The sequence below is a fragment of the Candidatus Rokuibacteriota bacterium genome, from assembly GCA_030647435.1.
In the GTDB taxonomy this organism is placed as follows: domain Bacteria; phylum Methylomirabilota; class Methylomirabilia; order Rokubacteriales; family CSP1-6; genus AR37.
In genome coordinates, this window is sequence record JAUSJX010000065.1 from 1 (window position 1) to 22,386 (window position 22,386).

22 protein-coding genes are annotated in these 22,386 nt (G+C 69.7%); 13 read left to right on the forward strand and 9 right to left on the reverse strand.

Features of this window, described 5'->3' with window-relative positions; translation table 11 throughout:
• From Q7W02_11755 to Q7W02_11765, 3 genes are all read right to left on the reverse strand, one after another.
• The coding region (locus Q7W02_11755; protein MDO8476839.1) for an ABC transporter permease at positions 1-681 on the reverse strand (681 nt) is incomplete at its 3' end.
• Positions 671-1,633 (reverse strand): ABC transporter permease, encoded by a 963-nt coding sequence (locus Q7W02_11760; protein MDO8476840.1) that lies wholly within the window; start codon positions 1,631-1,633, stop codon positions 671-673. The genes Q7W02_11755 and Q7W02_11760, both read right to left, overlap by 11 nt.
• Positions 1,634-1,694: 61 nt before the next feature.
• Positions 1,695-3,251, reverse strand: a complete 1,557-nt coding sequence (locus Q7W02_11765) for an ABC transporter substrate-binding protein (protein ID MDO8476841.1) — start codon at positions 3,249-3,251, stop codon at positions 1,695-1,697.
• 269 nt (positions 3,252-3,520) lie between these two features.
• On the opposite strand from Q7W02_11765, the gene Q7W02_11770 reads away from it, so the two are divergent.
• The gene (locus Q7W02_11770; protein ID MDO8476842.1) at positions 3,521-4,924 is read left to right on the forward strand and encodes an amidase; all 1,404 of its coding nucleotides are present in this window, start codon (positions 3,521-3,523) and stop codon (positions 4,922-4,924) included.
• A 215-nt stretch (positions 4,925-5,139) separates the two neighbouring features.
• On the opposite strand, the gene Q7W02_11775 is transcribed toward Q7W02_11770, so the two are convergent.
• Positions 5,140-5,811, reverse strand: coding sequence for a hypothetical protein (locus Q7W02_11775; GenBank protein ID MDO8476843.1), 672 nt, complete (start codon positions 5,809-5,811; stop codon positions 5,140-5,142).
• 80 nt (positions 5,812-5,891) lie between these two features.
• Between Q7W02_11775 and Q7W02_11780 the strand changes: the two genes are divergently transcribed.
• From Q7W02_11780 to Q7W02_11810, 7 genes are read left to right on the forward strand one after another with little or no spacing between them, the layout of a single operon-like run.
• Entirely contained in the window at positions 5,892-7,190 is a 1,299-nt protein-coding gene (locus Q7W02_11780) for an ATP-binding protein (protein ID MDO8476844.1), read from the forward strand.
• Complete coding sequence (locus Q7W02_11785) at positions 7,183-8,625, forward strand: sigma-54 dependent transcriptional regulator (protein MDO8476845.1); 1,443 nt, start codon at positions 7,183-7,185, stop codon at positions 8,623-8,625. The genes Q7W02_11780 and Q7W02_11785 overlap by 8 nt, the downstream gene beginning before the upstream one ends.
• Before the next feature lie 3 nt (positions 8,626-8,628).
• Entirely contained in the window at positions 8,629-9,489 is an 861-nt protein-coding gene (locus Q7W02_11790; protein MDO8476846.1) for a crotonase/enoyl-CoA hydratase family protein, read from the forward strand.
• Positions 9,490-9,502: 13 nt separating this feature from the next.
• Entirely contained in the window at positions 9,503-10,672 is a 1,170-nt protein-coding gene (locus tag Q7W02_11795; GenBank protein MDO8476847.1) for an MFS transporter, read from the forward strand.
• A gap of 46 nt (positions 10,673-10,718) precedes the next feature.
• Entirely contained in the window at positions 10,719-11,558 is an 840-nt protein-coding gene (locus Q7W02_11800) for an amidohydrolase family protein (GenBank protein ID MDO8476848.1), read from the forward strand.
• Position 11,559: 1 nt separating this feature from the next.
• The gene (gene fumC / locus Q7W02_11805; protein MDO8476849.1) at positions 11,560-12,963 is read left to right on the forward strand and encodes a class II fumarate hydratase; all 1,404 of its coding nucleotides are present in this window, start codon (positions 11,560-11,562) and stop codon (positions 12,961-12,963) included.
• Positions 12,960-13,829 (forward strand): MBL fold metallo-hydrolase, encoded by an 870-nt coding sequence (locus Q7W02_11810; GenBank protein ID MDO8476850.1) that lies wholly within the window; start codon positions 12,960-12,962, stop codon positions 13,827-13,829. Before fumC ends, Q7W02_11810 begins: the two co-directional genes overlap by 4 nt.
• Here the strand turns inward: Q7W02_11810 and Q7W02_11815 are convergent.
• Positions 13,826-14,014 carry a CDGSH iron-sulfur domain-containing protein gene (locus tag Q7W02_11815; GenBank protein MDO8476851.1) on the reverse strand — a complete coding sequence of 63 codons (189 nt, stop codon included), beginning with the start codon at positions 14,012-14,014 and terminating at the stop codon, positions 13,826-13,828. The genes Q7W02_11810 and Q7W02_11815 overlap by 4 nt on opposite strands.
• 60 nt (positions 14,015-14,074) lie before the next feature.
• Here Q7W02_11815 and Q7W02_11820 point away from each other — a divergent pair, with 60 nt between their 5' ends.
• Both Q7W02_11820 and Q7W02_11825 read left to right on the forward strand, forming a co-directional pair.
• Entirely contained in the window at positions 14,075-14,299 is a 225-nt protein-coding gene (locus Q7W02_11820) for a hypothetical protein (protein ID MDO8476852.1), read from the forward strand.
• Positions 14,300-14,306: 7 nt separating this feature from the next.
• Positions 14,307-14,798: a PaaI family thioesterase gene (locus tag Q7W02_11825; protein ID MDO8476853.1), complete on the forward strand. Its 492-nt coding sequence runs from the start codon at positions 14,307-14,309 to the stop codon at positions 14,796-14,798.
• Here Q7W02_11825 and Q7W02_11830 read toward each other — a convergent pair.
• A complete protein-coding gene (locus tag Q7W02_11830; GenBank protein MDO8476854.1) occupies positions 14,795-15,724 on the reverse strand; it encodes a peptidyl-alpha-hydroxyglycine alpha-amidating lyase family protein in 930 nt (309 codons plus the stop codon). The genes Q7W02_11825 and Q7W02_11830 overlap by 4 nt on opposite strands.
• Positions 15,721-16,527, reverse strand: coding sequence for an SDR family NAD(P)-dependent oxidoreductase (locus tag Q7W02_11835; protein ID MDO8476855.1), 807 nt, complete (start codon positions 16,525-16,527; stop codon positions 15,721-15,723). Before Q7W02_11835 ends, Q7W02_11830 begins: the two co-directional genes overlap by 4 nt.
• A 94-nt stretch (positions 16,528-16,621) precedes the next feature.
• Here Q7W02_11835 and Q7W02_11840 point away from each other — a divergent pair, with 94 nt between their 5' ends.
• Genes Q7W02_11840 through Q7W02_11850 form a run of 3 tightly spaced genes read left to right on the forward strand, consistent with a single transcriptional unit; the run spans position 16,622 to position 21,106 of the window.
• Positions 16,622-19,174, forward strand: coding sequence for a M1 family metallopeptidase (locus Q7W02_11840; GenBank protein MDO8476856.1), 2,553 nt, complete (start codon positions 16,622-16,624; stop codon positions 19,172-19,174).
• Positions 19,175-19,179: 5 nt separating this feature from the next.
• Positions 19,180-20,250, forward strand: a complete 1,071-nt coding sequence (locus Q7W02_11845; GenBank protein ID MDO8476857.1) for a redoxin family protein — start codon at positions 19,180-19,182, stop codon at positions 20,248-20,250.
• A gap of 4 nt (positions 20,251-20,254) precedes the next feature.
• The gene (locus tag Q7W02_11850) at positions 20,255-21,106 is read left to right on the forward strand and encodes an LLM class F420-dependent oxidoreductase (GenBank protein MDO8476858.1); all 852 of its coding nucleotides are present in this window, start codon (positions 20,255-20,257) and stop codon (positions 21,104-21,106) included.
• Positions 21,107-21,119: 13 nt separating this feature from the next.
• Here the strand turns inward: Q7W02_11850 and Q7W02_11855 are convergent, their stop codons facing one another.
• Together Q7W02_11855 and Q7W02_11860 are read right to left on the reverse strand one after the other, a co-directional pair.
• The gene (locus tag Q7W02_11855) at positions 21,120-21,650 is read right to left on the reverse strand and encodes an MFS transporter (protein MDO8476859.1); all 531 of its coding nucleotides are present in this window, start codon (positions 21,648-21,650) and stop codon (positions 21,120-21,122) included.
• Positions 21,563-22,330: an MFS transporter gene (locus Q7W02_11860; protein ID MDO8476860.1), complete on the reverse strand. Its 768-nt coding sequence runs from the start codon at positions 22,328-22,330 to the stop codon at positions 21,563-21,565. Before Q7W02_11860 ends, Q7W02_11855 begins: the two co-directional genes overlap by 88 nt.
• Positions 22,331-22,386 lie beyond the last annotated feature (56 nt).

Consider the following 22,386-nt stretch of genomic DNA (forward strand, 5'->3'; position numbering starts at 1 on the left):
ACGCGTGTTCCGCGTCCTATGCGCCCCCTCACCCTGTCCCTCTCCGGGGGCGAGGGGATCGAAACGGCTCCCTCTCCCTCGGAGAGGGAGAGGGTCGGGGTGAGGGTGGCGCATGTGTTCACGCATAATCCGGGCTAGGCCGCGCGTGAGACGGATATAGGTCGGCGTCGCGGCGACGCCGATTGCCACCGTGGCGTTGGTGAGCGACGGGCCCAGGATCGTGACGAGCCCGATGGCCAGGATGAGGAAGGGGAACGAGAGCCACGCGTCCGTCAGCCGCATGATCAGCTGGTCGAAGACGCCTCGGTAGAAGCCGGCCACGAGACCCGCGGGCACACCGATCGCCATGGCCAGGAAGATGGAGAAGACGCCGGCCTGCATGGAGATGCGCGTCCCGTACACCACCCGCGAAAGAATGTCGCGCCCGAGGTCGTCGGTACCGAACGGGTGCGCGGCGCTCGGGGCTTTCCGGATCTGGCCCCAGTCGGTGCGCAGCGGGTCGTCCGGGGCGATCCACGGCGCGCCAAGGGCCAGCAGGAGGTAGAGAAACACCACCGCGGCGCCGGCCAGCGCCGGCGGTCGCCGCGCCGCGCGCCGCCACGCCAGCTGGAGGCGCGTCGCTGGCGCGTCCGGAGCCACGACGGCGCTCGGGGCCGCGACCGCACCGCCGTTACCGGGCATTGGCCGCTCCCTTGATCCGGATGCGCGGGTTGAGCAGCGAGTACGACAGGTCCACGAGCAGGTTGATCAGGACATATGCGCCTGCCGTGATCAGGACGACGCCCTGGACCAGCGGGTAGTCCCGGGTGAAGACCGACTCCACGATGAGCCGGCCGAAGCCCGGCACCACGAAGATCTGCTCGGTCACGACGGCCCCGCCCATGAGCGCGCCCATCTGCAGTCCCAGGATGGTGACGACGGGGATGAGGCCGTTCCGGATCGCGTGGCGGAAGACGACCACGCGTCCCGCCAGCCCCTTGCTGTACGCGGTCCGGATGTAGTCCGCGCTCAGCACCTCGATCATGCTGTTGCGGGTCTGGCGCATGAGCACCGCCGCCAGCGCGGTTCCCAGGACGAAGGCCGGCATGATCATGCGCGTGAGGTTCGCGACGGGGTCCTGGAAGAACGAGACGAAGCCGGAGGCCGGGAGCCAGCCGAGCCGCACCGAGAAGAACAGGATCAGCATGATCCCGAGCCAGAAGCTCGGCACCGAGAGACCGCAGAGCGAGAGCCCGTTGGCCACGTAGTCCCAGAGCGTGTTGCGGCGGACGGCGGAGAGGACGCCGACCGGGATGGCGATCGTGAGGGCGACCAGGATGGAGAGGCAGGCCAGCTCGAGGGTGATCGGCAGCTTCTTCGCCACCGTCTTTGTCACGGTCTCGCGGGTGCGGATGGACTCGCCGAGGTCGCCCCGGATCGCCAGGCCGACCCACCGGAAGTACTGGACCGGGATCGGGTCGTTGAGGCCGTACTTCTCGCGGATCTCCGCCAGGCCCGCCTCGTCGGCTTCGGTGCCGGCCATCACGCGCGCGGGGTCGCCCGGGATCATGCGCACGCCAGTGAAGACGATGAGGCTGATCACGGCGAGCGTGACCGCCGAGATGGCGAGGCGCTGGATCAGGTACTCGAGCACGGCGTATCAGGCGGCCGGCGCCGCCACCGTCTGGTGAGCGCGGCCGGCCGCCTCATTCCGGCTACTGCCAGGTCGCGCCCTTGATGCGGATGAGGCCGTCCGGCACGGCCTTGTAGCCCTTGAGGCTCTTCGGGTACGCGACGATATAGTTCGCGTGATAGATGTAGATGATGTTGCGGCGGGCGAAGGCGAACTTGTCCACGGCCTGGCGGTACAGAGACGTGCGCTGGGTCAGGTCGCTGACCTCGCGCGCCCGGTTCAGGATCACGTCCACGCCCTCGTCGCACGATTGCGTGCTGTTGAGGGTGGCGCCGCAGGTGTGGAACTGGAAGATGTTTGCGTCCGGGTCTACCCGCCCGCTCCAGCCGATGAGGAAGGCCTGGTCCTTGCCCGCGTCATTGTCGTTGAGCGCCGAGGCGAACTCGGAGGGCTTGAGGCTGATGTTGAAGCCCGCTTCCTTGGCCATACCCTGGATGACCTCGCCGACCCGCCGCTGCTGGGGATCGTTGACGATGACCATCTCGAAGCTGTAGCCGCCCGCCAAGCCCGCGTCGGCCAGGAGTTTCTTTGCCTTGGCGACGTCGCGTGTCGGGCACTTGCGGCTCTTGTCGTAGAACGGGCTCACGGGGGAGATCGGCGTGCAGCCGACGGTGTTTTGGCCGTCCCACACCACCTTGTTGAGGGCCTCGCGATCGATGCTGAGATCGAACGCCTCGCGTACCCGCGGGTCGTTGGCCAACGGCGTGCCGAGATCGCCCGGTGGCTTGGGGGGCTTGCCGGTCTTGTTGCGGAGGTTGATGGTGATGCCCGAATACGCGATGCCGGTCACGCTCGAGACTTCGAACTTCGCCTCCTTGCGGAGGTTGGCGGCGTCCGTCGGTCCGACGAGGTGCATCATGTCGATGTCACCCGAGCGCAGATTCGCCAGCCGCACATTGTCGTCGGGGATGATGCGGAAGATCAGGCGGTCGAATTTCGCGGCGCCCTTGTCGAAGTAGTGGGGCGATTTCTCGAGCACGATGCGGTCCTGGGAGATGCGCTCCACGAACTGCCACGGCCCCACGCAGACCGGCGCGGTGCCGAACTTGTCGCCAAGCTTGTTCGCCGCGGCCGGCGAGACGGGCATCCCCGAGCGGTCGGCCAGGATCGCCACGAGCGGGGAGAAGGGCGTCTTGAGCTTGAGCCGCACCGTCAGCGGATCCACGGCTTCGATGCTATTGACCGACTCGAGCTCGCTGCGCCGGTTGGAGCCCTTCATATTGAGATGGCGGTCCAGCGAGTAGCGGACGGACTCCGCGTTCATGGGGGTGCCGTCGTTGAACGTGACGCCCGGACGCAGCTTGATCGTGACGGTCTTCCCGCCGTCAGTGAAGGCGGGCATGTCAGCGGCAAGCTGGGGGAAGATCTTCAGGTTCTCGTCGATCTCATACAGCTTCTCGCACATCTGGGCAAAGATGATGCGCCCGACATAGGTGCGGGACGGGGTGGGATCGAGGATGTCGGGGTCCTGGTTGAGCGCTACCACCAGGGTCTTCTTCTGGGCCTGGGCCGGCTCCGCCGCCAGCGTAAGGGCGATGAGGAGAGCCGTGAGCGTCGTCAGCGCGCGCCGCATGAGCATGGGCACTGCCTCCATCTCTTGATGGTTGACCGCCGGGGGTGGTTGACCGCCAGGTGACCTGGCCGCGAAACCGCGCCCATCATACATCTGCTAAGGTAGGCGCGAAAAGGAGGGAATCATCACGGAGTCACGGCAGCACCAGGTGGAGCTGGCAAACATGGCGGGCATCATCGAGCGCCTGGCGGGCGAGCTCGCGCTGGGCGAGGAGCCCGCGCGATTCATCGCCGCCCTCGAGGGCCTGGGCGAAGATGAGGTCGAGGCGTCGCGGGATGAGTGAGGAGAGCCTCGCGGGCCTCGCTGCGGGCATCAGGGCGCGGCGGATCTCCCCGGTCGAGGCTGTCGAGCGCTGCCTGGCCAGGATCCGGAAGTGGGACAGTCGCCTCCACGCCTTCATCCGCCTCGACGAGGAGGGCGCGCTCGAGGCGGCGCGCTCTCTCGAGGCCGACGCCGCGGTCGGGCGCTGGCGCGGGCCGCTCCACGGCGTGCCGCTGGGCTTCAAGGACCTCTGCCACCTCCGAGGCCTGCCGACCTCGTGCGGCACGCGCATGCCCGAGTACTTCGTCGCCGCGGGAGAGTGCTCGGCGGCGCGGCGGCTCCTTGAGGCCGGCGCCATCAGCCTGGGCAAGCTCAACATGACGGAGCTCGCGATGGGCGCCTACGGCGACAACGCCCACCACGGTGATGTCGACAATCCGTGGCTCGCGGGGAATGCGGCCGGCGGCTCATCGAGCGGCTCGGCCGCGGGGGTAGCGGCGGGGTTCTTCGCGGGCGCCGTCGGATCGGACACTGGCGGCTCCATCCGGCTCCCCGCCGGCTGCTGCGGCGTCGTCGGCCTGAAGCCGACGTACGGCCGCGTCAGTCGCGCGGGCGCCATGGTGCTGTCATGGTCCATGGACCACCTGGGCCCGCTCGCCTGGACCGCGCGGGATGCCGCGCTGATGTTGAAGGTGATGGCCGGGCGCGACCCGGCCGACGCGACCGCGAGCCGCCGCGCGGTGCCCGATTACGCGGCCGGGCTCGAGGGCGGCATCGCCGGGGTGCGGATCGGCCTGCCGGAGAATTACTTCTTCGAGGGGGTGGACGAGGAGATCGCCGCGGGCGTGCGGCAAGCCGCGCGCCAGCTCGAGGGGCTGGGCGCGCGGGTCAGCGAGATCCGCCTCCCCGATCCCAGGGCCATGACGGACGTGGCCATGCTGATCACGCGCGCGGAGGCCTCGACGATCCACGCCCGGGTGTTCCGGGAGCGGCCGCAGGATCTCCAGCCCATGGTGCGAGCGCGCCTCCAGGTGGGCTTCGGCATCTCCGCGTACGATTATCTCCAGGCGCTTCGCCTGCGCGCGAAGCTGACGCGGGCCTTCGTGCGCGAGGTCTTCGCGGAGGTGGACGTGCTGCTTACACCCGTGATCCCCGAGTCGCCGCCCGCGCTGGCCGCGCTGAAGACCGCCACGGTGGACGAGTTCAACGCGCGGGCGGGGCGCTTCTCACGCTTGACGCGGCCGTTCAACGGCTTGGGGCTGCCCGCGATCTCCGTGCCGTGCGGCTTCACGGCCGCGGGCCTGCCGCTCGGCTTCCAAGCGGTGGGGCGGCCCTTCGACGAGGCGCTCTTGCTGAGGCTGGGCCATACGTACCAGGAAGCCGCCGGCTGGCATCACAAGCGACCGTCGTTGGATTGAACCACCCCTCACCCTAGCCCTCTCCCCTGAGGGGAGAGGGGACGGGGGGCCTACCAGGCTGCTGAAATACCCACAGGCTGCTCAAAAAGGTCCAGATGCAAGGCGGCGCCCGACGGCCGCACGCGAGGCGTACTCCCTGTACGTTGAGCGTGCGGCCGAGGGCGCCAACGAAGCAGATGGGCCTTTTTCAGCAACCTGCTAGAGGGTGAGGGGGCCTACAGCACGTAGTGCAGTAGGTAGACGCCGGTGATGGCGCCCGGCTCGGCTCCCCGGCGCTCGAGCGCGGCCGCGCCGAGAGCGTCCGCGCACGCGCGCTGGACGGTCTCGGCGTCGATCCCTTCCACGAGCAGCACCCAGCGCGCCACCTCGTCGGGCTTGTCGCGGATCGATTTCTCCGCCGTCTTGACCGTGGTCGTCTCGACGTCCGCCTCGCAGAGGTGCGCCGCCGAGATGCCGGGCCACTCGAGGAACTTGGGCAGGGCCTCGCCCGTCAGCCACTGGCGCAGCGCCTGCTCGCGCCCCGCCGACGGGCCCAGGCGGATGGTCGCCATCGCGCCGCCGATGCCGCGCCCGATCGACAGCGTGTTGCGGCAGGCCGTGCGGTTCGAGTTCCTGAAGAGCGCGAGGCACTTCCGGGTCCACGGCGTCGGGTTGTTGAGGCGCTCGACGTAGGCGGGGCTCGCCAGCGTCTCGAGCGTCTCGGTCTCGTATATCATGAAATACTTGGGCGCCCCCGCGACAGCGACGTAGCGCCGGCCCCGCAGGAACCCGGGCACGCCGCACCGCTCCGGCATGTGCTCGCGGGTGTGCCAGTCGTTGTAGTCGGCCTCTCCGGAGGCCTCCACGTCGGCCCAGAACGCAAGAATCGCTTTGCCAAGGAAGCTCATGCGGCCGACCCTACCCGCGCGGCGGCCGTGCGTCAAGAGGGCGGCGGCCGCCGGGGGGAGGTTGGGATACACTAGCGACAATGTCAACCCCGGCGCGCCGGACCAGGGCCGCGATCGTCCGCCTCCTCGAGCGGGACGAGCGCGTCTTCGCGTTCCTGCTGGCCGTGGTCATGGTCGGCGGCCTCGCCACGCTGGGCCTGGTGCCGCTCCGCCCTCGCTACCGCATCGACCTGCCCTCGCTCGTCTTCTGGTTCGCCATGTACAAGGTCGGCATCCTCGCCCTCGTCAGCGTCAACCCGCGTTCGACGAGCGTGGTCTTCTTCGGCGCCCTCGCGGTGGATCTCTCGCTGATCTTCGCCCTCCTCTATCTCACCGGGGGAGGCGACAGTCCGTTCGTCAACCTCTTCTACCCGCTCGTGGCCGTCAACGCGTACTACTTCGGCCGCTGGGTCGGGCTGGGCCTGGCTCTCCTCGCGGGCCTCATCTATTGGGCGGCGGCCCGGTTGGCGCCGCCCGAGGCCGCGTGGACCGCGGTCGTGAACCTCATCGGGCTGGTCGGGCTGCCCGCCTTCGCGCTCGGGCACGTTGCTGACCGCGAGCGGCGGGCCCGGAGCGAGGTGGAGCGGCTCTACGCGGACCTGACCGGTACGCTCACGCGGCTCCAGGCCGCTCAGGCCGAGCTGCTCGTCGCGGAGCGGATGGCGACGGTCGGCCGGCTGTCGCTCAAGGTCGCTCACGAGGTGCGCAACCCCATCGCGGCCATCGAGCTGAACGCCGAGCTCGTGGGCGATCTCGTCAAGGAGCGCGGCGGCGCGGACATGGAGGAGGCAGCCACGCTCGTGATGGCCATTCGCGAGCAGGTCAGCGCGCTCGACGCGCTGACAGAGGAGTATCTCGCTTTCGCTCGGTTCCCGCGCCCGCAGTACGACGAGGACTCGGTCAACGAGATGGTGGCGGCGCTCGTCGAGTTCGTGCGGCCGGTGGCCGCGCGACAGGGCAGCGCGGTCGAGGCGACGACGGATCAGGCCGTGCCGCCCATGGCCATCGACCGGACGCTGCTGCGGCAGGCCATCCTGAACCTAGTCAAGAACGGGCTCGAGGCGCTGGACCGCGGCGGGAAGCTCACGGTGGGCACCCGGCGCGTGGACGACCAGGTGGAGATCGCCATCCGCGATACCGGCCCCGGCATCCCGCCCGACGTGGACAAGCGCCTCTTCGAGCAGTTCTTCACCACGAAGCCCCAGGGCACGGGGCTGGGCCTCTACATCTCGCGGCAGATCATCGAGGAGCACGGCGGCACGCTTCGCTGGGAGAGCGCGCCGGGTGCGGGCACGACTTTCACCGCGAGCCTGCCCATCAAGAGGGCCGAGCATGTCTGACCAGGCGAGGCTCCTCGTGGCGGACGACGATGAGGCGGTGCGCCTGAGCCTCGAGCGCACGCTCACGCGGGAAGGTTATGGCGTGGTCCTGGCGCCCGACGGCCAGGCCGCGCTCGACCGGCTGCGCCAGGGCGGTATCGATCTCCTGCTTTCCGACCTCAGGATGCCGGGGCTGACCGGCCTCGAGCTGCTCAAGCTGGCCAAGGAAGTCGCGCCCGACGTGGACGTGATCCTCCTGACGGCCTTCGGGACGGTCGAGGAGGCGGTTCGCGCGATGAAGGACGGCGCCATCGACTTCCTGACCAAACCGCTCCAGCGCGCCCAGCTTTTGCGCGTGGTCCGCCAGGCGCTCGAGCGCCGGTCGCTGATCCAGCAGAACCGCGCGCTCCAGCAGCGGCTGGACGACCTGCTGCGCCAGGGCAACATGATCGGCGTCAGCCCCGCCTTCAAGCAGATGATGACGCTCATCCGGCAGGTCGCCGACAGCTCCGCGACCGTGCTGATCCAGGGCGAGAGCGGCACGGGCAAGGAGTTGGTGGCCCGCGCCATCCACGACGGCTCGCCGAGGCACGCCGGTCCGTTCGTTGCCGTGAACTGCGCGGCGCTGCCGGAGACCCTGCTGGAATCGGAGCTGTTCGGCTACGAGAAGGGCGCGTTCACGGGCGCCGCCGGCCGCAAGGAAGGGCGCTTCGAGCTGGCCGACGGCGGCACGCTGTTCCTGGACGAGGTCGCCGACCTCTCGCCTTTGACGCAGCCCAAGATCCTGCGCGTGCTCCAGGAGGGAGAGTTCGAGCGCGTGGGCGGCACCCGTACGCTCCGGGTGGACGTGCGCATTGTCACCGCGACCAACCAGGACCTGGCGCAGCTGGTGCGCGACAAGCGCTTTCGCGAAGATCTCTACTACCGCCTCAACGTCATCACCGTCACGACACCGCCGCTCCGCGAGCGCCGCGAGGACATCCGCGTGCTGGCGCAGCACTTCCTGCGCGTCTACGCCGCCAAGAACAACCGGACGCTGGAGGGCTTCACCGACGAGGCCCTGGGCTGCCTCGAGGCCTACCGCTGGCCGGGCAACGTCCGCGAGCTGGAGAACGTGGTCGAGCGCGCCGTGGTGCTGGCGCGGGGCACGGTCATCGAGGTCGGCAACCTGCCCGGGAATGTCACGGAGCGCTCGGTCATGTTCACGCGCGAAGCGCCCGCGCCAGGGGAGCCGGTCGCGCCGGGCGCGGCGCCGGACGGCGTCTTCACGATCCGCATCGGCACGCCGCTGGCCGAAATCGAGCAGCGAGTTCTCGAGGAGACGCTGCGGTTCGCGAAGGGCAACCGCACCGTCACCGCCAAGCTGCTCGGCGTCGATCCCAAGACGGTCTTCCGCAAGCTCAAGCAGGTCGAGGGCGGCGCCGACGAACCCTCCGACAAGCCGCCGGAGGCCTGACCAGTGGCCTTCGAGCAGATCCGCTACGACTCGGTCGACGGCGTCGCGACCGTCACGCTCAACCGGCCCGAGAAGCTCAATGCCGTTACGAGCGCGCTGCTGCGCGAGCTGATCGCGGCTTTCGATGAGGCCGACGCGGACGACACCGTCCGCGCGGTGATCGTGACGGGCGCCGGGCGGGCCTTCTGCGCCGGCGCGGACCTGTCCGCCGGAACCCAGACTTTTGACCGCTCCAAGGGGGAGCGCCCGGAGACCGAGGGCGAGCACCGTGACGGCGGCGGGCTCGTAGCGCTCCGGATCTACGACATGAAGAAGCCGGTGATCGCCGCCATCAACGGCCCGGCCGTCGGCTTCGGCGTCACGATGACGCTTCCCATGGATATCCGCATCGCCTCGTCGGCGGCGCGCATGGGCTTCGTCTTCGCGCGGCGCGGCGTCGTGCCGGAAGCCTGCAGCACGTGGTTCCTGCCTAGGCTCGTCGGGATGCAGCGCGCCGCCGAGTGGGTGTACACGGGGCGGGTCTTCGGGGCGGAGGAGGCGCTCGCCGGCGGGCTCGTGAGCCGCGTCGTGCCGCCCGAAGCGCTCCTGCCCACGGCGCTCGCCCTGGCGCGAGAGATTGCGGACAACACCTCCGCCGTCTCAGTAGCGCTGGCCAGGCAGATGATGTGGAAGCTCCTGGGCACGGATCACCCGATGGAAGGGCACCGCCTCGACTCGCGCGGCATGGCCTGGACCGGAAGCTCCGCGGACGCCCGCGAAGGCATCGCCTCCTTTCTCGAGAAGCGCCCACCTCGCTTCACTCTCAAGCCCAGCCGGGACATGCCGCCCTTCTACCCGTGGTGGAGCGAGCGCTCCTTTAAGTGAGGGGCCCAGGGACGTGAGGGGCCCGGGGCGCCTCTTCCGGCTCGACCGGACGCGCCTCCTGTGCGTCCTCCTCTTCTGCAACACCTTCAGCCTGGGCGCCTTCGGCCCCCTCCTGCCGGAAATCGGCCGCACGCAGTCGCTCGCCGACTGGCAGCTTGGGATGGCGGCCGCCGCTTTTGGCTTTGCGCGCATGGCCGCGGCCATGCCCACAGGGCTGCTGGTCGCCCGGCGCCTTGCGGCGACGCTCATGGCCGCGCCCGTAGTCCTCATTGCGGGGCTCCTGCTCCTCGTGAGCGCCGGGCCGTTCCCCATATTGCTGGCGGGGCGCTTCCTGCTCGGCGTCGCGCACACGCTGACCATGGTGGGCGGGCTCACCGCGATTCTCCTCGAAGACCAGGGTCCGGGCGCCTCGCTCAGGCTCAACACCTTCGAGTTCTCGGGCATGCTGGGCATCCTGGGCGGGCTGGGCGTGGTCGGCATCATGCCGGCGGCCTGGGGATGGAAGGTCTCGCTCGTCCTTGCCTCGACGCCGGCGCTGATCCCGCTCTTCCTGACTCCCGCCATGGGGCGCGCGTTTCCCGAGGTGCCCCGCGCCGAGCGCGGCTCCGCGCCGGCGGAGGAGCGCCTGACCGAGCGGCGGGGAGACACGGGCGTGGTCGCCCTCATGTTCAGCGCCGGCGTGGTCTTCGCGCTCTCCTGGTCGGCGGTGAGCGCGTTCGTGATCCCGATCCGCGGCACGCGCGAGTTCGGGCTGTCGCGCACCGGCATCTCCTGGCTCCTCGCGATGGCGCAGGTCATCGACCTCGCGGTCCTGATCCCGGTGGGGCGGCTCGCCGACCGCGTGGGACGCGGCCTCGTGTTGGGCGCCGTCTGCGTCGCGCTCGGCCTCGGCACGCTCGGCGTGGGGCTCGGCTCCTTCCCGTGGTTTGCGCTCGGCTGCGCCTGCTTCGGCCTGGGGCTCGGGGGGTGGATGCTGCCGCTCGGCGTGATCCGGGAGCACACCCCGGTCTCGCGGATCGCGTGGCGGACTGGGCTCTATCGCGTCGGCGTGGACTCGGCGATCTTCTTGGGACCGCTCGTGGCCGGTGTCCTCGAAGGCGCCGGGCAGCGGGTCTTCCTCGCGGCCATCGGCGGCGGGGCCTTGCTGCTCGGCGCGCGATTCATCTGGCGCCCGAGCCCTTGATCTGCGGGACCGATGTTATGCTACCGCTCACCTGAGAGGAGGGTTCATGGTCATCACGGATTCGCAGGTCCACGTCTGGGGCGCCGACACACCCGATCGACCGTGGCCGCCGGGCCGAGCGCACCAGGCGCAGAAGCCGTATCCCGTCACCAAAGACATGCTGCGGAACGCCATGGACGAGGCGGGAGTCGCGCGCGTCGTCATCGTACCGCCCTCGTGGGAAGGGGATAGGAACGACCTTGCCCTCGAGGCCGCGCGCCTGCACCCCGACCGCTTCGCCGTGATGGGGCGGCTCGCCGTCGAGAAGCCCGAGAGCCGGGCGCTCGTCGCGGGATGGCGAAAGCAGCCGGGCATGCTCGGCTTGCGCTTCACCTTCCACACCGATCTCCAGAAGCCGTGGCTCACCGACGGTACGGCGGACTGGCTTTGGCCCGCCGCCGAGAAGGCGGGCGTTCCGGTGATGGTCTTCGTGCCGGGCTCGCTGCCCGTCGTGGACGGCATCGCTGCCCAGTATCCCGGGCTCAAGCTCGTCATCGACCACCTCGCGATCCGGGGCGATCTGCGGGACGGGGCAGCCTTCGAGCACCTGCCCGATCTCGTCAAGCTTGCCAAGCGGCCGAACGTCGCGGTCAAGTCGTCCGCGCTGCCGTGCTATTCGACGGAGCCGTACCCGTTCCGCGCGTTCCACGAGCCTCTCCACCGGATCTTCGACGCCTTCGGCCCCGAGCGCATGTTCTGGGGCACCGACTGGACACGGCTCCAGTGCTCATACCGCCAGGCCGTGACCATGTTCACCGAGGAGCTGGCGTGGCTCAAGGGCGCCGACCTCGAGGGCGTCATGGGGCGGGGACTCTCGTCGTGGCTCGGCTGGCCGCAGGGCGCGTAACGTGGCGACCCGGCGCGAGACCGACAGCATGGGCGCCGTCCTAGTGCCCGCCGACCGCTACTGGGGCGCGCAGACCCAGCGCTCGCTTGAGCACTTCAAGATCGCCGGCGAGCGCTTCCCGCCCGAGATGATCCGGGCCTTCGGCCTGCTCAAGAAGGCCTGCGCCGAAGTCAATGCCGAGCTGGGGCTCTTGCCGAAGGACGTCGCGCGCGCCATCGTCCAGGCCGCCGACGAAGTGATCGCCGGCACTCTGGACGCGCATTTCCCGTTGGTCGTCTGGCAGACGGGCAGCGGGACGCAGAGCAACATGAACGCCAACGAGGTAATCGGCAACCGGGCGATCGAGCTCCTGGGCGGCCAGATGGGCTCGAAGAAGCCGGTGCATCCGAACGACCACGTCAACCGCTCCCAGTCGTCCAACGACACCTTTCCGACGGTCATGCACCTGGCCGCCGTGAGCGAGATCGTCCAACGCCTGATTCCTGCGGTCGAGCGTCTGCGGGACGCGCTCGACGGGAAGGCGCGCGCCTTCGCCGACATCGTCAAGATCGGCCGCACGCACCTTCAAGATGCCACGCCGCTGACCCTCGGGCAGGAGATCTCGGGGTGGGTGGCGATGCTCGACACGAGCCTGGCCGCGATTCGCGCCACGTTGCCCGCCCTCTACGCGCTCGCGATAGGCGGCACAGCCGTCGGCACCGGGCTCAACGCGCCAAAGGGGTTCGGCGAGCGGGTGTCGGCGCGCCTGGCGGCGCTGACCGGGCTGCCGTTCACGAGCGCGCCGAACAAGTTCCAGGCACTCGCTTCCCACGAGGGCTTGGTCGCCGCGAGCGGGGCCCTCAAGACCCTGGCCACTTCGCTGACCAAGATCGCCAACGATGTCCGCTGGCTCGCCTCGGGACCGCGGGCGGGCTTGGGCGAGCTGCGCATCCCGGAGAACGAGCCCGGCAGCAGCATCATGCCGGGCAAGGTCAACCCGACCCAGTGCGAGGCCATGACCATGGTGTGCGCCCAGGTGATCGGCAACGACGTGGCCGTGACCATCGGCGGCGCCTCGGGCAACTTCGAGCTCAACGTCTTCAAGCCGCTCATCATTCACAACGTTTTGCGCTCGATCCTCCTGCTCGCCGACGCCTGCGAGTCATTTCGCGAGCATTGCGCCCAAGGCATCGAGCCCGACCGCGAGCGGATCGCGCGCCACGTGCACGAATCGCTCATGCTGGTGACCGCGCTCGCGCCGCATATCGGCTACGACAAGGCGGCGGAGATCGCCAAGCACGCCCACCACAAGGGGATGACCCTGCGCGAGGCGGCGCTCCAGCTGGGCCACGTCACGGCGCAGGATTTCGACCGCATCGTCAGGCCGGAGACCATGACCGGGCCGGACCCCGAGGCGACCCCATGACCCCGCTCAAGTTCGGCGACGTCACCGTCAGCAAGGTGGTCGAGCTCGACCGCTCGGCCACTCCCGTCGGCTTCATGCTGCCGGACGCGACCCCCGAGCGGATCACCGCGCAGCGCGAGTGGCTCGGGCCCGAGCTGCTCGACCCCGCCACGGGGAACCACAGGGCGACCATCCACTCCTACATCGTCCGCACGCCCTGGCACACCATCGTCATCGACACCTGCGTCGGCAACGACAAGCCGCGCAACGGCGTCCAGCCCTGGCACATGCGCAGCGGGTCCTTCATGGCGGACCTGTCGGCTTCCGGCCTCAAGCCCGAGGACGTAGACCTCGTGGTCTGCACGCACCTGCACGTGGACCACGTCGGCTGGAACACGCGGCTCGAGGGCGGCCGTTGGGTGCCGACCTTCCCCAAGGCGAAGTACATTTTCGCGCGCGACGAGTTCGAGTTCTGGAAGAAGGAGAGCGAGACGGGCAAGGAAGAGTTCGGGCTGATCGACGACAGCGTCATGCCCATCGTCAAGGCCGGTCTCGCCGAGCTGGTGCCGAGCGACTACGTCATCGACGACAGGCTCCAGCTCGAGCCCTCGCCGGGACATACGCCGGGGCACGTCAACGTGCGCCTCCGTACCAAGGCGGGCGAGGCCGTGTTCACGGGCGACATGATGCACCGGCCCATCCAGGTCGCCGAGACCGACTGGAACAGCCGCTTCTGCAGCGACGGCCCGCTGGCGCGAAAGACGCGGCGCGCCTTCGTCGAGAAGCACGCCGATGCCGACGTCACGATCCTGGCCGCCCACTTCCCCGTGCCCGGGCGCATCGTCGCCCCCGGCGGCAAGGCGCGCTTCCGGCCGCTCGCCTCTTAGCCTTTGAAGCTTATTTTCTTGTGCCCGCCGTCGCAGAAGGGCTTGTTGGCCGAGGCGCCGCAGCGGCAGAGGTGAATGGTGTCGCCGCCCTTGCCGGGGATCGGGTTGCCCTGCGCGTCCTCTACCTTGCACTCGCCCTTGACCATCAGGGGGCCATCCGTGAGCACTTTGACCGTCACCGACATGCGCGTCTCCTTTTCGCCTGGTGGATGATGGACCGACGGAGCCAAAGTATACTCCATGACATGACGACCATGGCAGACCGGCTGCTGGAGGCGATGAAGCAGTCCGCCGCCCGCCAGTACGGCGGCGACGCCGTCACCGAGCTGGCGCACGCGCTCCAGTGCGGCGACCTGGCCGAGGTCGGCGGCGCCGACGAGGCCAAGGTGATCGGCAAGAAGACGCGCCCGCTCAACGCCTGGCAGCCGCTCCTCGAGAAGTACTTCAGCGCGGCCCGCGCCGCGCGCTAGGGAGTCCATGCCCGATCCCGCTCTGCCCGCGCCCTTCGAGTCGCGCTTCGCCGGTCTCCAGGAGCTCGCGTACACCGGCCCCGGCACCCGTTTCCACGAGTGCTTCGGCTGCGGCCCCAACCACGACATCGGCTTGCGTGTGCGCACCTTCCGCGGCGCCGGCGAGGTGCTGTCGCCCATTGTCATTCCCACGCGCTTCGAGGGGCCGCCCAAGGGCGCGCACGGCGGCATCGTCGCGGCGTATCTCGACGAGGTGATGTCGGGGGCGGCGGTCAATCACACCGGCCGCATCCACGTGACCGGGGAGTTCAGCGTGCGCTACGTCAGGCCCACGCCGGTCGAGCGCCCGCTCCTCGGCCGCGGCCGCGCCGTCAAGCAGGCCGAGAAGTATCTGGACCTCGAAGCCACGCTCGAGGACTTGGAGACGGGCGAGGTCGTGGCGAAGGCGACCGGCCGTTTCTTTCCAATGCCCGACGGGCCGACGCCCGACGTGCGCTAGGCGACGCGCGCGAACTTCTGGAGGCTGCGGATCTCGCGCGGCGGCTTCTCGTGCTGGCCCGTGTTGGTCCAGGAGACCTCCGAGACGTAGACGTCGCCGCGCGAGTCGGTGACGACGCTGTGCGGGGCGATGAACTCGCCCGGCTTCTCGCCGGCGAACTGCCCGCCGAAGCGCGCGATCTTCTGCCCCTTGGCGTCCAGCACCGTCACGCGCGGCCCGAGATTGGCCACCGACGCGTTGACCGGCAGGGCGTGCCCCAGCTCGCCGACGTAGAAGGTCCCGCCGTTCTGGGTGCGGTCCACGAAGAGCCCGCACGGGCGGTGGAGGTTGTTCCACTGGCCCTGGTACGTGCCCTTGCCGTCGAAGATCTGGACGCGGTGGTTCTCGCGGTCGGCGACATAGACGAGGCCGTTGCGGTCCGTGACGAGGTTGTGCGGCAGGTTGAAGTGGCCCGGGTCGGTGCCCGGCTCGCCCCAGGACATGACGTGCTTGCCGTCGGGCGAGTACTTGTGCACGCGCGAGTTGCCGTAGCCGTCGGAGATGAAGAGGTAGCCGCTCTTCGGGCAGATGGCGACGTGCGTCGGGCGGTTGAAGGGCTTGCCGCCCTGGAGCGTGGACGGCGTGTCGGGGTTGCCGATGACGAGCAGGCACTTGCCGTCGGGCGTGAACTTTCGGACCGTATGGTGGAGATCGTCGGTCAGCCACACCATGCCGTCGGCGTCGATCGTGATGCCGTGCGCCCGGCGCACTAGGCCCTCGCCCCACGAGCGGAGGAACTTGCCGTCGCGGTCGAAGACGATGACGGGGTGCTCACCCCGCGTGAAGCAGAAGACGTTGTCCTTGGCATCCACGGCGACCCCCGCCACCTCGACGTAGTGCCAGCCGTCGGGCAGCTTGCCCCAGCCCTCGATAACCTTGAAGTTCATGCGGACTCCTCGAAGGCCTTGTCCATGCGGTCGAAGCGTCGGCGCAGGGGCTCGCGGGCCTCTTCGTGGGTGATGACGTAGAGCCGGTTGGCCTTGACGGCGCGGAGCACGCGCCCCGCGACGTGCTCCGGCGTGAGATAGCGGCCGATCAGCTCGATCCCGTCGGTCTTCGGCGGGCCGCCCGGATTCTTGAGATCGGATGGCCGGCTGCGCTCGCTGGTCCGGATGTTGGTGGTCACGCCCATCGGGCAGAGCACGGAGACGCCGATGTTGTACTGGCGCAGGTCCTTCTGGAGCGTCTCGCTGAGACCGACGACGGCGTACTTGCTCGTGTTGTAGACGCCGAGGCCCTGCGAGGCGATCAGCCCCGCCATGGAGGCCGTGTTGACGATGTGGCCGGGTTGCTTCTGGGCGATCATGCGCGGCACGAAAGCTTCGACGCCGTGGATGACGCCCCAGAGGTTGACGCCAAGCACCCACTCCCAGTCATGGTGAGTCGCGGACTCGAGCGAGCCGTGGACCGCGACGCCGGCGTTGTTGCAGAGGACGTGGGCCCCGCCGAGCTCCTTCCATGCCCGCTCGGCGAGCGCCTGGACGGAGGCGAGCCTGGTCACGTCCGTCTTGACGGTGACCGCCTTGGCACCCGCCTTCAGGACGCCCGCGGCGGTCTCGGCCATGCCGGTCTCGTCCAGATCCGCCACGACGACGTTGGCGCCCTCGCCCGCGAATGCGAGGCAGAGCGCGCGGCCGATGCCGCTGGCTCCGCCGGTGACGACGGCGACCTTGCCCTTGAGATTCTCCATGTGGTCTCCCCGTGATTGGACCCGGTGAGTGTCGCGCCGGGGGCGAAGGGATGTCAAGTGTCACCGCGCCGCGACGGTGGTAATATCTGCGGGCATGGACTACCGCCTGCCCACGACCGTGGTGCCCAAGCGCTACGATCTCAGGCTCGAGCCCGACCTGGCGGCCGCCACCTTCTTGGGCGAGGCCGTCATCACGGTGGACGTCGAGACGACGCTCACCGAGATCACGCTCAACGCGGCCGAGCTCCTGATCCAGAGCGCGTCGGTCGCCCGGGAGGGCGGCGTGCCCATCCACGGCTCCATCACCCTGGACGAGGCGGCCGAGCGCGCCCGGCTCGTCTTCCCCGCGGCGATCGCGCCGGGGGAGTGGCGGCTGACCCTCCGGTTCACTGGAACGTTGAACGATCGGCTCCACGGCTTCTACCGGAGCACGTACAAGGACGCCGCGGGCCAGCCGCACACCCTCGCCGCCACGCAGTTCGAAGCCACCGACGCGAGACGGGGCTTCCCGTGCTGGGACGAGCCCGCGTTCAAGGCGGTCTTCGGCGTCACGCTGGTGGTGGCCGGGAACCTGGCCGCGGTCTCGAACACCGCGGTGGTCAGGGAAGAGCCGCTCGGCGACGGGCGCAAGCGTGTCGCGTTCGCCGACAGCATCAGAATGTCCACCTATCTCGTGGCCTTCGTGGTCGGCGAGCTGGAGGCGACGGAGACGGTCATGGTCGGGCAGACGCCGCTCCGGGTCTGGTGCGTGCCGGGCAAGAAGCACCTCGCGCGCTTCGCGCTCGAGATCGGCGCCTTCTCGCTCGACTTCTTCGAGCGCTATTACGGGCTGCCGTACCCGGGCGACAAGGTCGATCTCCTCGCCATCCCGGACTTCGCCGCCGGCGCCATGGAGAACCTGGGCGCCATCACTTTTCGCGAGAACGCGCTGCTCGTGGACGAGGCGGCGGCCTCGCACTCCGAGCTCGAGCGCATCGCGGACGTGGTCGCGCACGAGGTCGCCCACATGTGGTTCGGCGACCTGGTGACCATGACGTGGTGGAACGGCATCTGGCTCAACGAGGCCTTCGCCACCTTCATGGAGCTGGTGGCGGTGGACGCCTGGAAGCCCGAGTGGAAGCGCTGGGTCACCTTCGGCGTCTCGCGCGCCGCGGCCATGGGCGTGGACGGTCTCGAGGCGACGCGGCCCATCGAGTTCGAGGTGCGCAACCCGCACGACTGCGTCGCCATGTTCGACCTCCTCACGTACGAGAAGGGCGCGTCCGTGCTGCGGATGCTCGAACAGCACCTGGGCGCCGACGTCTTCCGCGATGGTGTCCGCCTCTACCTCGAGCGGCACCGGTACGCGAACGCCGAGACCACCGATCTCTGGAAGGCGCTCGGGGACGCGGCCCGCCAGCCCATACCCGCGGTCATGGACGGCTGGATCTTCAAGCCGGGCTATCCGCTCATCACCGTCGAGCCCGACGGCACGGGGTTCAAGGTCTCGCAGCGCCGCTTCAGCTACCTGGGCGGTGAGGCCGACGGCGGGCAGCGCTGGCGCATCCCGGTCGTGCTGCGCGCCTCCGTCAAGCACGGCTACGTTGAGCGGCGGCTGCTGCTCGACGGCGACGCGGCGGCCGTCGCGCTGCCGGCCAAGGCGGACTGGGTCGTGGGCAACTCCGGCGGCACCGGCTTCTACCGCGTGCGGTACGCTCCCGCGCTCCTCAAGAAGCTTGCCGGCGCCGTCGCCAAGATCGCGCCGATCGAGCGCTTCAACCTTCTGAGCGACAGCTTCGCGCTGGTCCAGGCCGGGCTCATGCCCTCCGCGGATTTTTTCGACCTGACGGCCCGCTTCACCGCCGAAACCGACCGCAACGTCTGGACCGCGCTGACCTCCTCGCTCGCCTACGTCAACCGCGTGATCGCTGACGACCAGCGCAGAGCGCTCGAGGCGCTCGTGCGGCATCGCGTGGCGGAGGCCGCGGCTCTCATCGGCTGGGAGCCGCAGGAGGAGGAGACCGAGCTGGACAGGCAGCTGCGCGGGGATCTCCTGCGCGCGCTCGGCACGCTCGGGAACGACCCGGCGGTGCAGGCGCGCGCGCGCGTCGCCTACGCCCGCTACCGCGAGGACGAAGGATCCGTGGACGCCAACGTGCTGCCTGCCGTCATCGCCATCCTGGCCGCATCGGGCGGGGAGGGCGAGTATGCGGAGTTCCGCGACCGCTTCAAGCGTGCCCGCACGCCGCAGGAAGAGCAGCGGTACCTCTACGCGCTGGCCGGCTTCCGCCAGCCGGATCTCTTGCGGCAGACGCTCGAGATGACCGTGAACGGCGAGGTGCGGAGCCAGGACGCGCCTTTCCTGATCCGGACCCTGCTGACGAGCGTGTACGCGCGCGGGCTGGCGTGGGACTTCGTCAAGGGACACTGGGAGGTCATGGCGCGGCAGTATCCGGAGAGCGCGTACCGCCGCATGTACGAGGGCGTGCCCGCGCTCGTGAGCCCCGAGTGGGAGCAGGACGTGCGCGCGTTCTTCGCCGACAACAAGATCGATCTCGGCGGCAGGACGCTCCAGCAGTATCTCGAGCAGCTCCGCGTGGCGGTGGCCTTTCAGCAGCGCGAGGCCGAGGCGCTCGCGGCGTACCTCTCCCGGCAGAAGCCGCGCTAGCGTCCATGGCCGCGGCGACCGCCACGATCCTCTTCCCAGCAGGCAAAGTCGCCGTCACGGGCGAGGCCGACGCGGAAGCGTTGTGGCTGGCGCCCGCCGAGCTCGCCAAGGCCGGGGGCTGGGAATTGAAGCCGGAGGGGCTCTGCCGCGGTCCGCTCTGTGTTCCGGTGCCGCCGGGAGCGTCGTGGATGCGCGGCCGGGGCGCGGATGTCCGCGTGGACGTAAGCGGGCTCTCGCGCCACATGGGCCAGCCCGTGGCCGCGAGCCCCGAGCACGCCGCCTGGTCCATCGGCCTAGCGGCCGAGGACGTGGCGGACCGGCTGCTGGCTCTCGACGCGCCCGACTTCACGCTTCCCGACCTCGACGGGCGGATGCACGCGCTCTCGTCTTTCCGTGGCCGCAAGGTCTTCCTGCTTGCCTGGGCTTCGTGGTGAGGGTGCCGCTTCGACCTGCCCGGGTGGCAGGCGCTGCACGCCCTACTCGAGCCCAAGGGCTTGACCGTCATCACGGTGGCGCTGGACAGCGCGGGCGCCGCCGCGGCCGGGGAGTTCATCCTCGCCGCCAACCCCACTCATCCGTCGCTGATCGACGCCCACTATGAAGTCGCGCGGGCCTACAACATGGTCAACGTACCGACGGCCGTCTGGATCGACGAGGAGGGGCGCATCGTCCGCCCCAATGAGACGGCCTTCGCCGACAACCGCTGGATCGAGTACACGAAGTTCGACATGACGCGGTACCTGGAGGCCGTGCGCGATTGGGCTCTGCGGGGCCCGCAGAGCCCGTACGTGCCCGCCGCGAAGGAGCGGCGCCGACGCCTGTCGGTGCCGACCGCCGAGCACGCGCTGGCTGCCGCCACCTTCCGCCTCGCCGAGCACCTCCACGAGACCGGCCACCCCGAGGCGGCCGTGCCTCTGTTCAAGCGCGCGCAGGCGCTCCAGCCGGAGTCGTGGTGCTTCAAGCGCCAGGCCTGGGCGCTGACCGACGCCGAGAAATTCTACGGCACGAATTTCCAGAAAGAGGTCGCAGCCCTCGCCGGCCGCCCGTACTACACCCCCCTCGATCTCGGAGGATAAGCCGATGAAGTACGGCATCGCGATGTTTCCGACGGACTATGCTATCCAGGCCGATGCGCTCGCGCGCGAGCTCGAGGCGCGCGGCTTCGAGTCGCTGTGGCTGCCCGAGCACACCCACATCCCGGCGAGCCGCAAAAGCCCGTGGCCCGCCGGCGCCGACCTGCCGCGCGAGTACTGGCACACGCTCGATCCCTTCGTGGCCCTCGGCGCCGCCGCCGCGGTGACCAAGACCCTCATGCTCGGCACCGGTATCTGCCTCGTCATCGAGCGCGATCCCATCACGCTCGCCAAGGAAGTGGCGAGCCTCGACCACATCTCGCGCGGCCGCGTGCTCTTCGGGATCGGCGGAGGCTGGAACGCGGAGGAGATGGAGCACCACGGCACCCCGTTTGCCGAGCGCTGGAAGATCCTGCGCGAGCGGATCGCGGCCATGAAGGCGATCTGGACCCAGGATGAAGTCGAGTTCCACGGCAAGTACGTCAACTTCGACAAGCTGTGGTCCTACCCCAAGCCCGTCCAGAAGCCGTACCCGCCCATCCTCATGGGTGGCGCCGGCCCGCACGCGCGACAGCGCGCCGCGGACTTCGACGGCCACTGGATGCCCATCGGCGGCCGGGCTTACAGCGAGCCGATCGCCGAGTCCATGGCGGACTTCCGCGCCCGGGCCGAGAAGGCCGGGCGCGACCCGGCGGCCGTGACCGTGTCCATCTTCGGCGTCCCGCCGGACGCGGACAAGCTGGCCGGCCTGCGCGACGCGGGCGTGGCGCGCGTGGTCTTCTTCGTCCCATCGGCGACCGCGGACACGGTGCTGCCGCTCCTGGACGGGTACGCCGCCGTCGCGAAGAAAGTCGGCTGAGCGTCGCCGCGCTTCAGCCGCGCTGGCGCGATGTCAGCAGGAAGACCGCAAGCGCGCAGAGCCCGGCCGCGGCGAAGCCGAGCGTGGTGAGGTAGAGCGTCAGGTACGAGTGGGTGCGGTCGAAGATCGCGCCCGAGAGCCACGGTCCCGCCGCCGCTCCCAGGCTGTTGCCGATGCCGATTAAGCCGAAGACCGGCCCGTAGTTCCGCGGTCCGGCGATGCGACTCAGGAGGACCGAGACGATGGTCGCCCGGGAGCCGAGCGGCATGAAGAGGAACAGCACGTAGCCGTAGGCGAAGAGGCGGGCCGGCCACGTCTCCATCGCGAGCAGGCAGAGCACGCCGGTCACCGACACGCTGAATGAGACGAGCCCGGCCACGGGCGCCCCGAAGCGGTCCGCCAGGATGCCCGCAAGCACGCGTCCGCTTGCCGCCAGCACTCCGCCGATTCCGAGCATCACCGAGGCCTCCTCCGGCGAGATGCCGCGCGCCGGGAAGTAGAGGGCGTGCTGGGTCGTGGCGAGATAGCCGAAGAGCGGCGGCACGGTGAAGACCACGAGAAGGCTCCAGAAGGGCACGGAGAGTACGATCCGGCCGACGGGCGGCTCAGGGGGGAAAAGGCGCGCGAGGGTTCCGAAGCCCTGGCGACCCCGCCCAGCCGCGTCGGCAGGACGCGCCACGCCACGGGGACCAGCGCCAGGACCGCGGCCGCGTAGCAGGCGAAAGCGGCCCGCCAGCCGAAGGCAGCGATGACGCGCTGGGTGAGCGGGCCCACGACATAGGCCGCCATCGAGCCCGAGAACGCTATGCCCATCGCCACGCCGCGACGGCGGCTGTACGTGTCGGCCAGCAGGGTGGCCTGGGCTGAGAGGCTCGTGAGGCCGAGGCCCACGCCGCCCGCTATGCCGACCGACGCCACGAGGATAGGCAAGGTCGGGGCCGCGATGCCGGCGCCCAACCCGGCCGCCGCGGCGAGGAGGCCGACGATGATCACCAAGCGGGGATTGCGCCGCGCCACGAGCCAACCCGCCACAGGGCCCAGCGCCGCGCCTCCGAGCCACATGAAGGACATCGGCAGGGCTGTTGTCGCGCGGGAGGCGTGGAACTCGGCCAGGAGCGCCGGCAGGAACAGGACGAAGACGTTGGGAAAGCCCGAAACCAGGAGCATGGTGGTGAAGGCGAGCCAAAGACGCGGATTCGCCAGGCTCTCCGGCGGGCGGGTCACCGACGCATTATATGTTACGTTGCGGATGCGCTCCCGCTCCCTAACCTCGCTCCAGG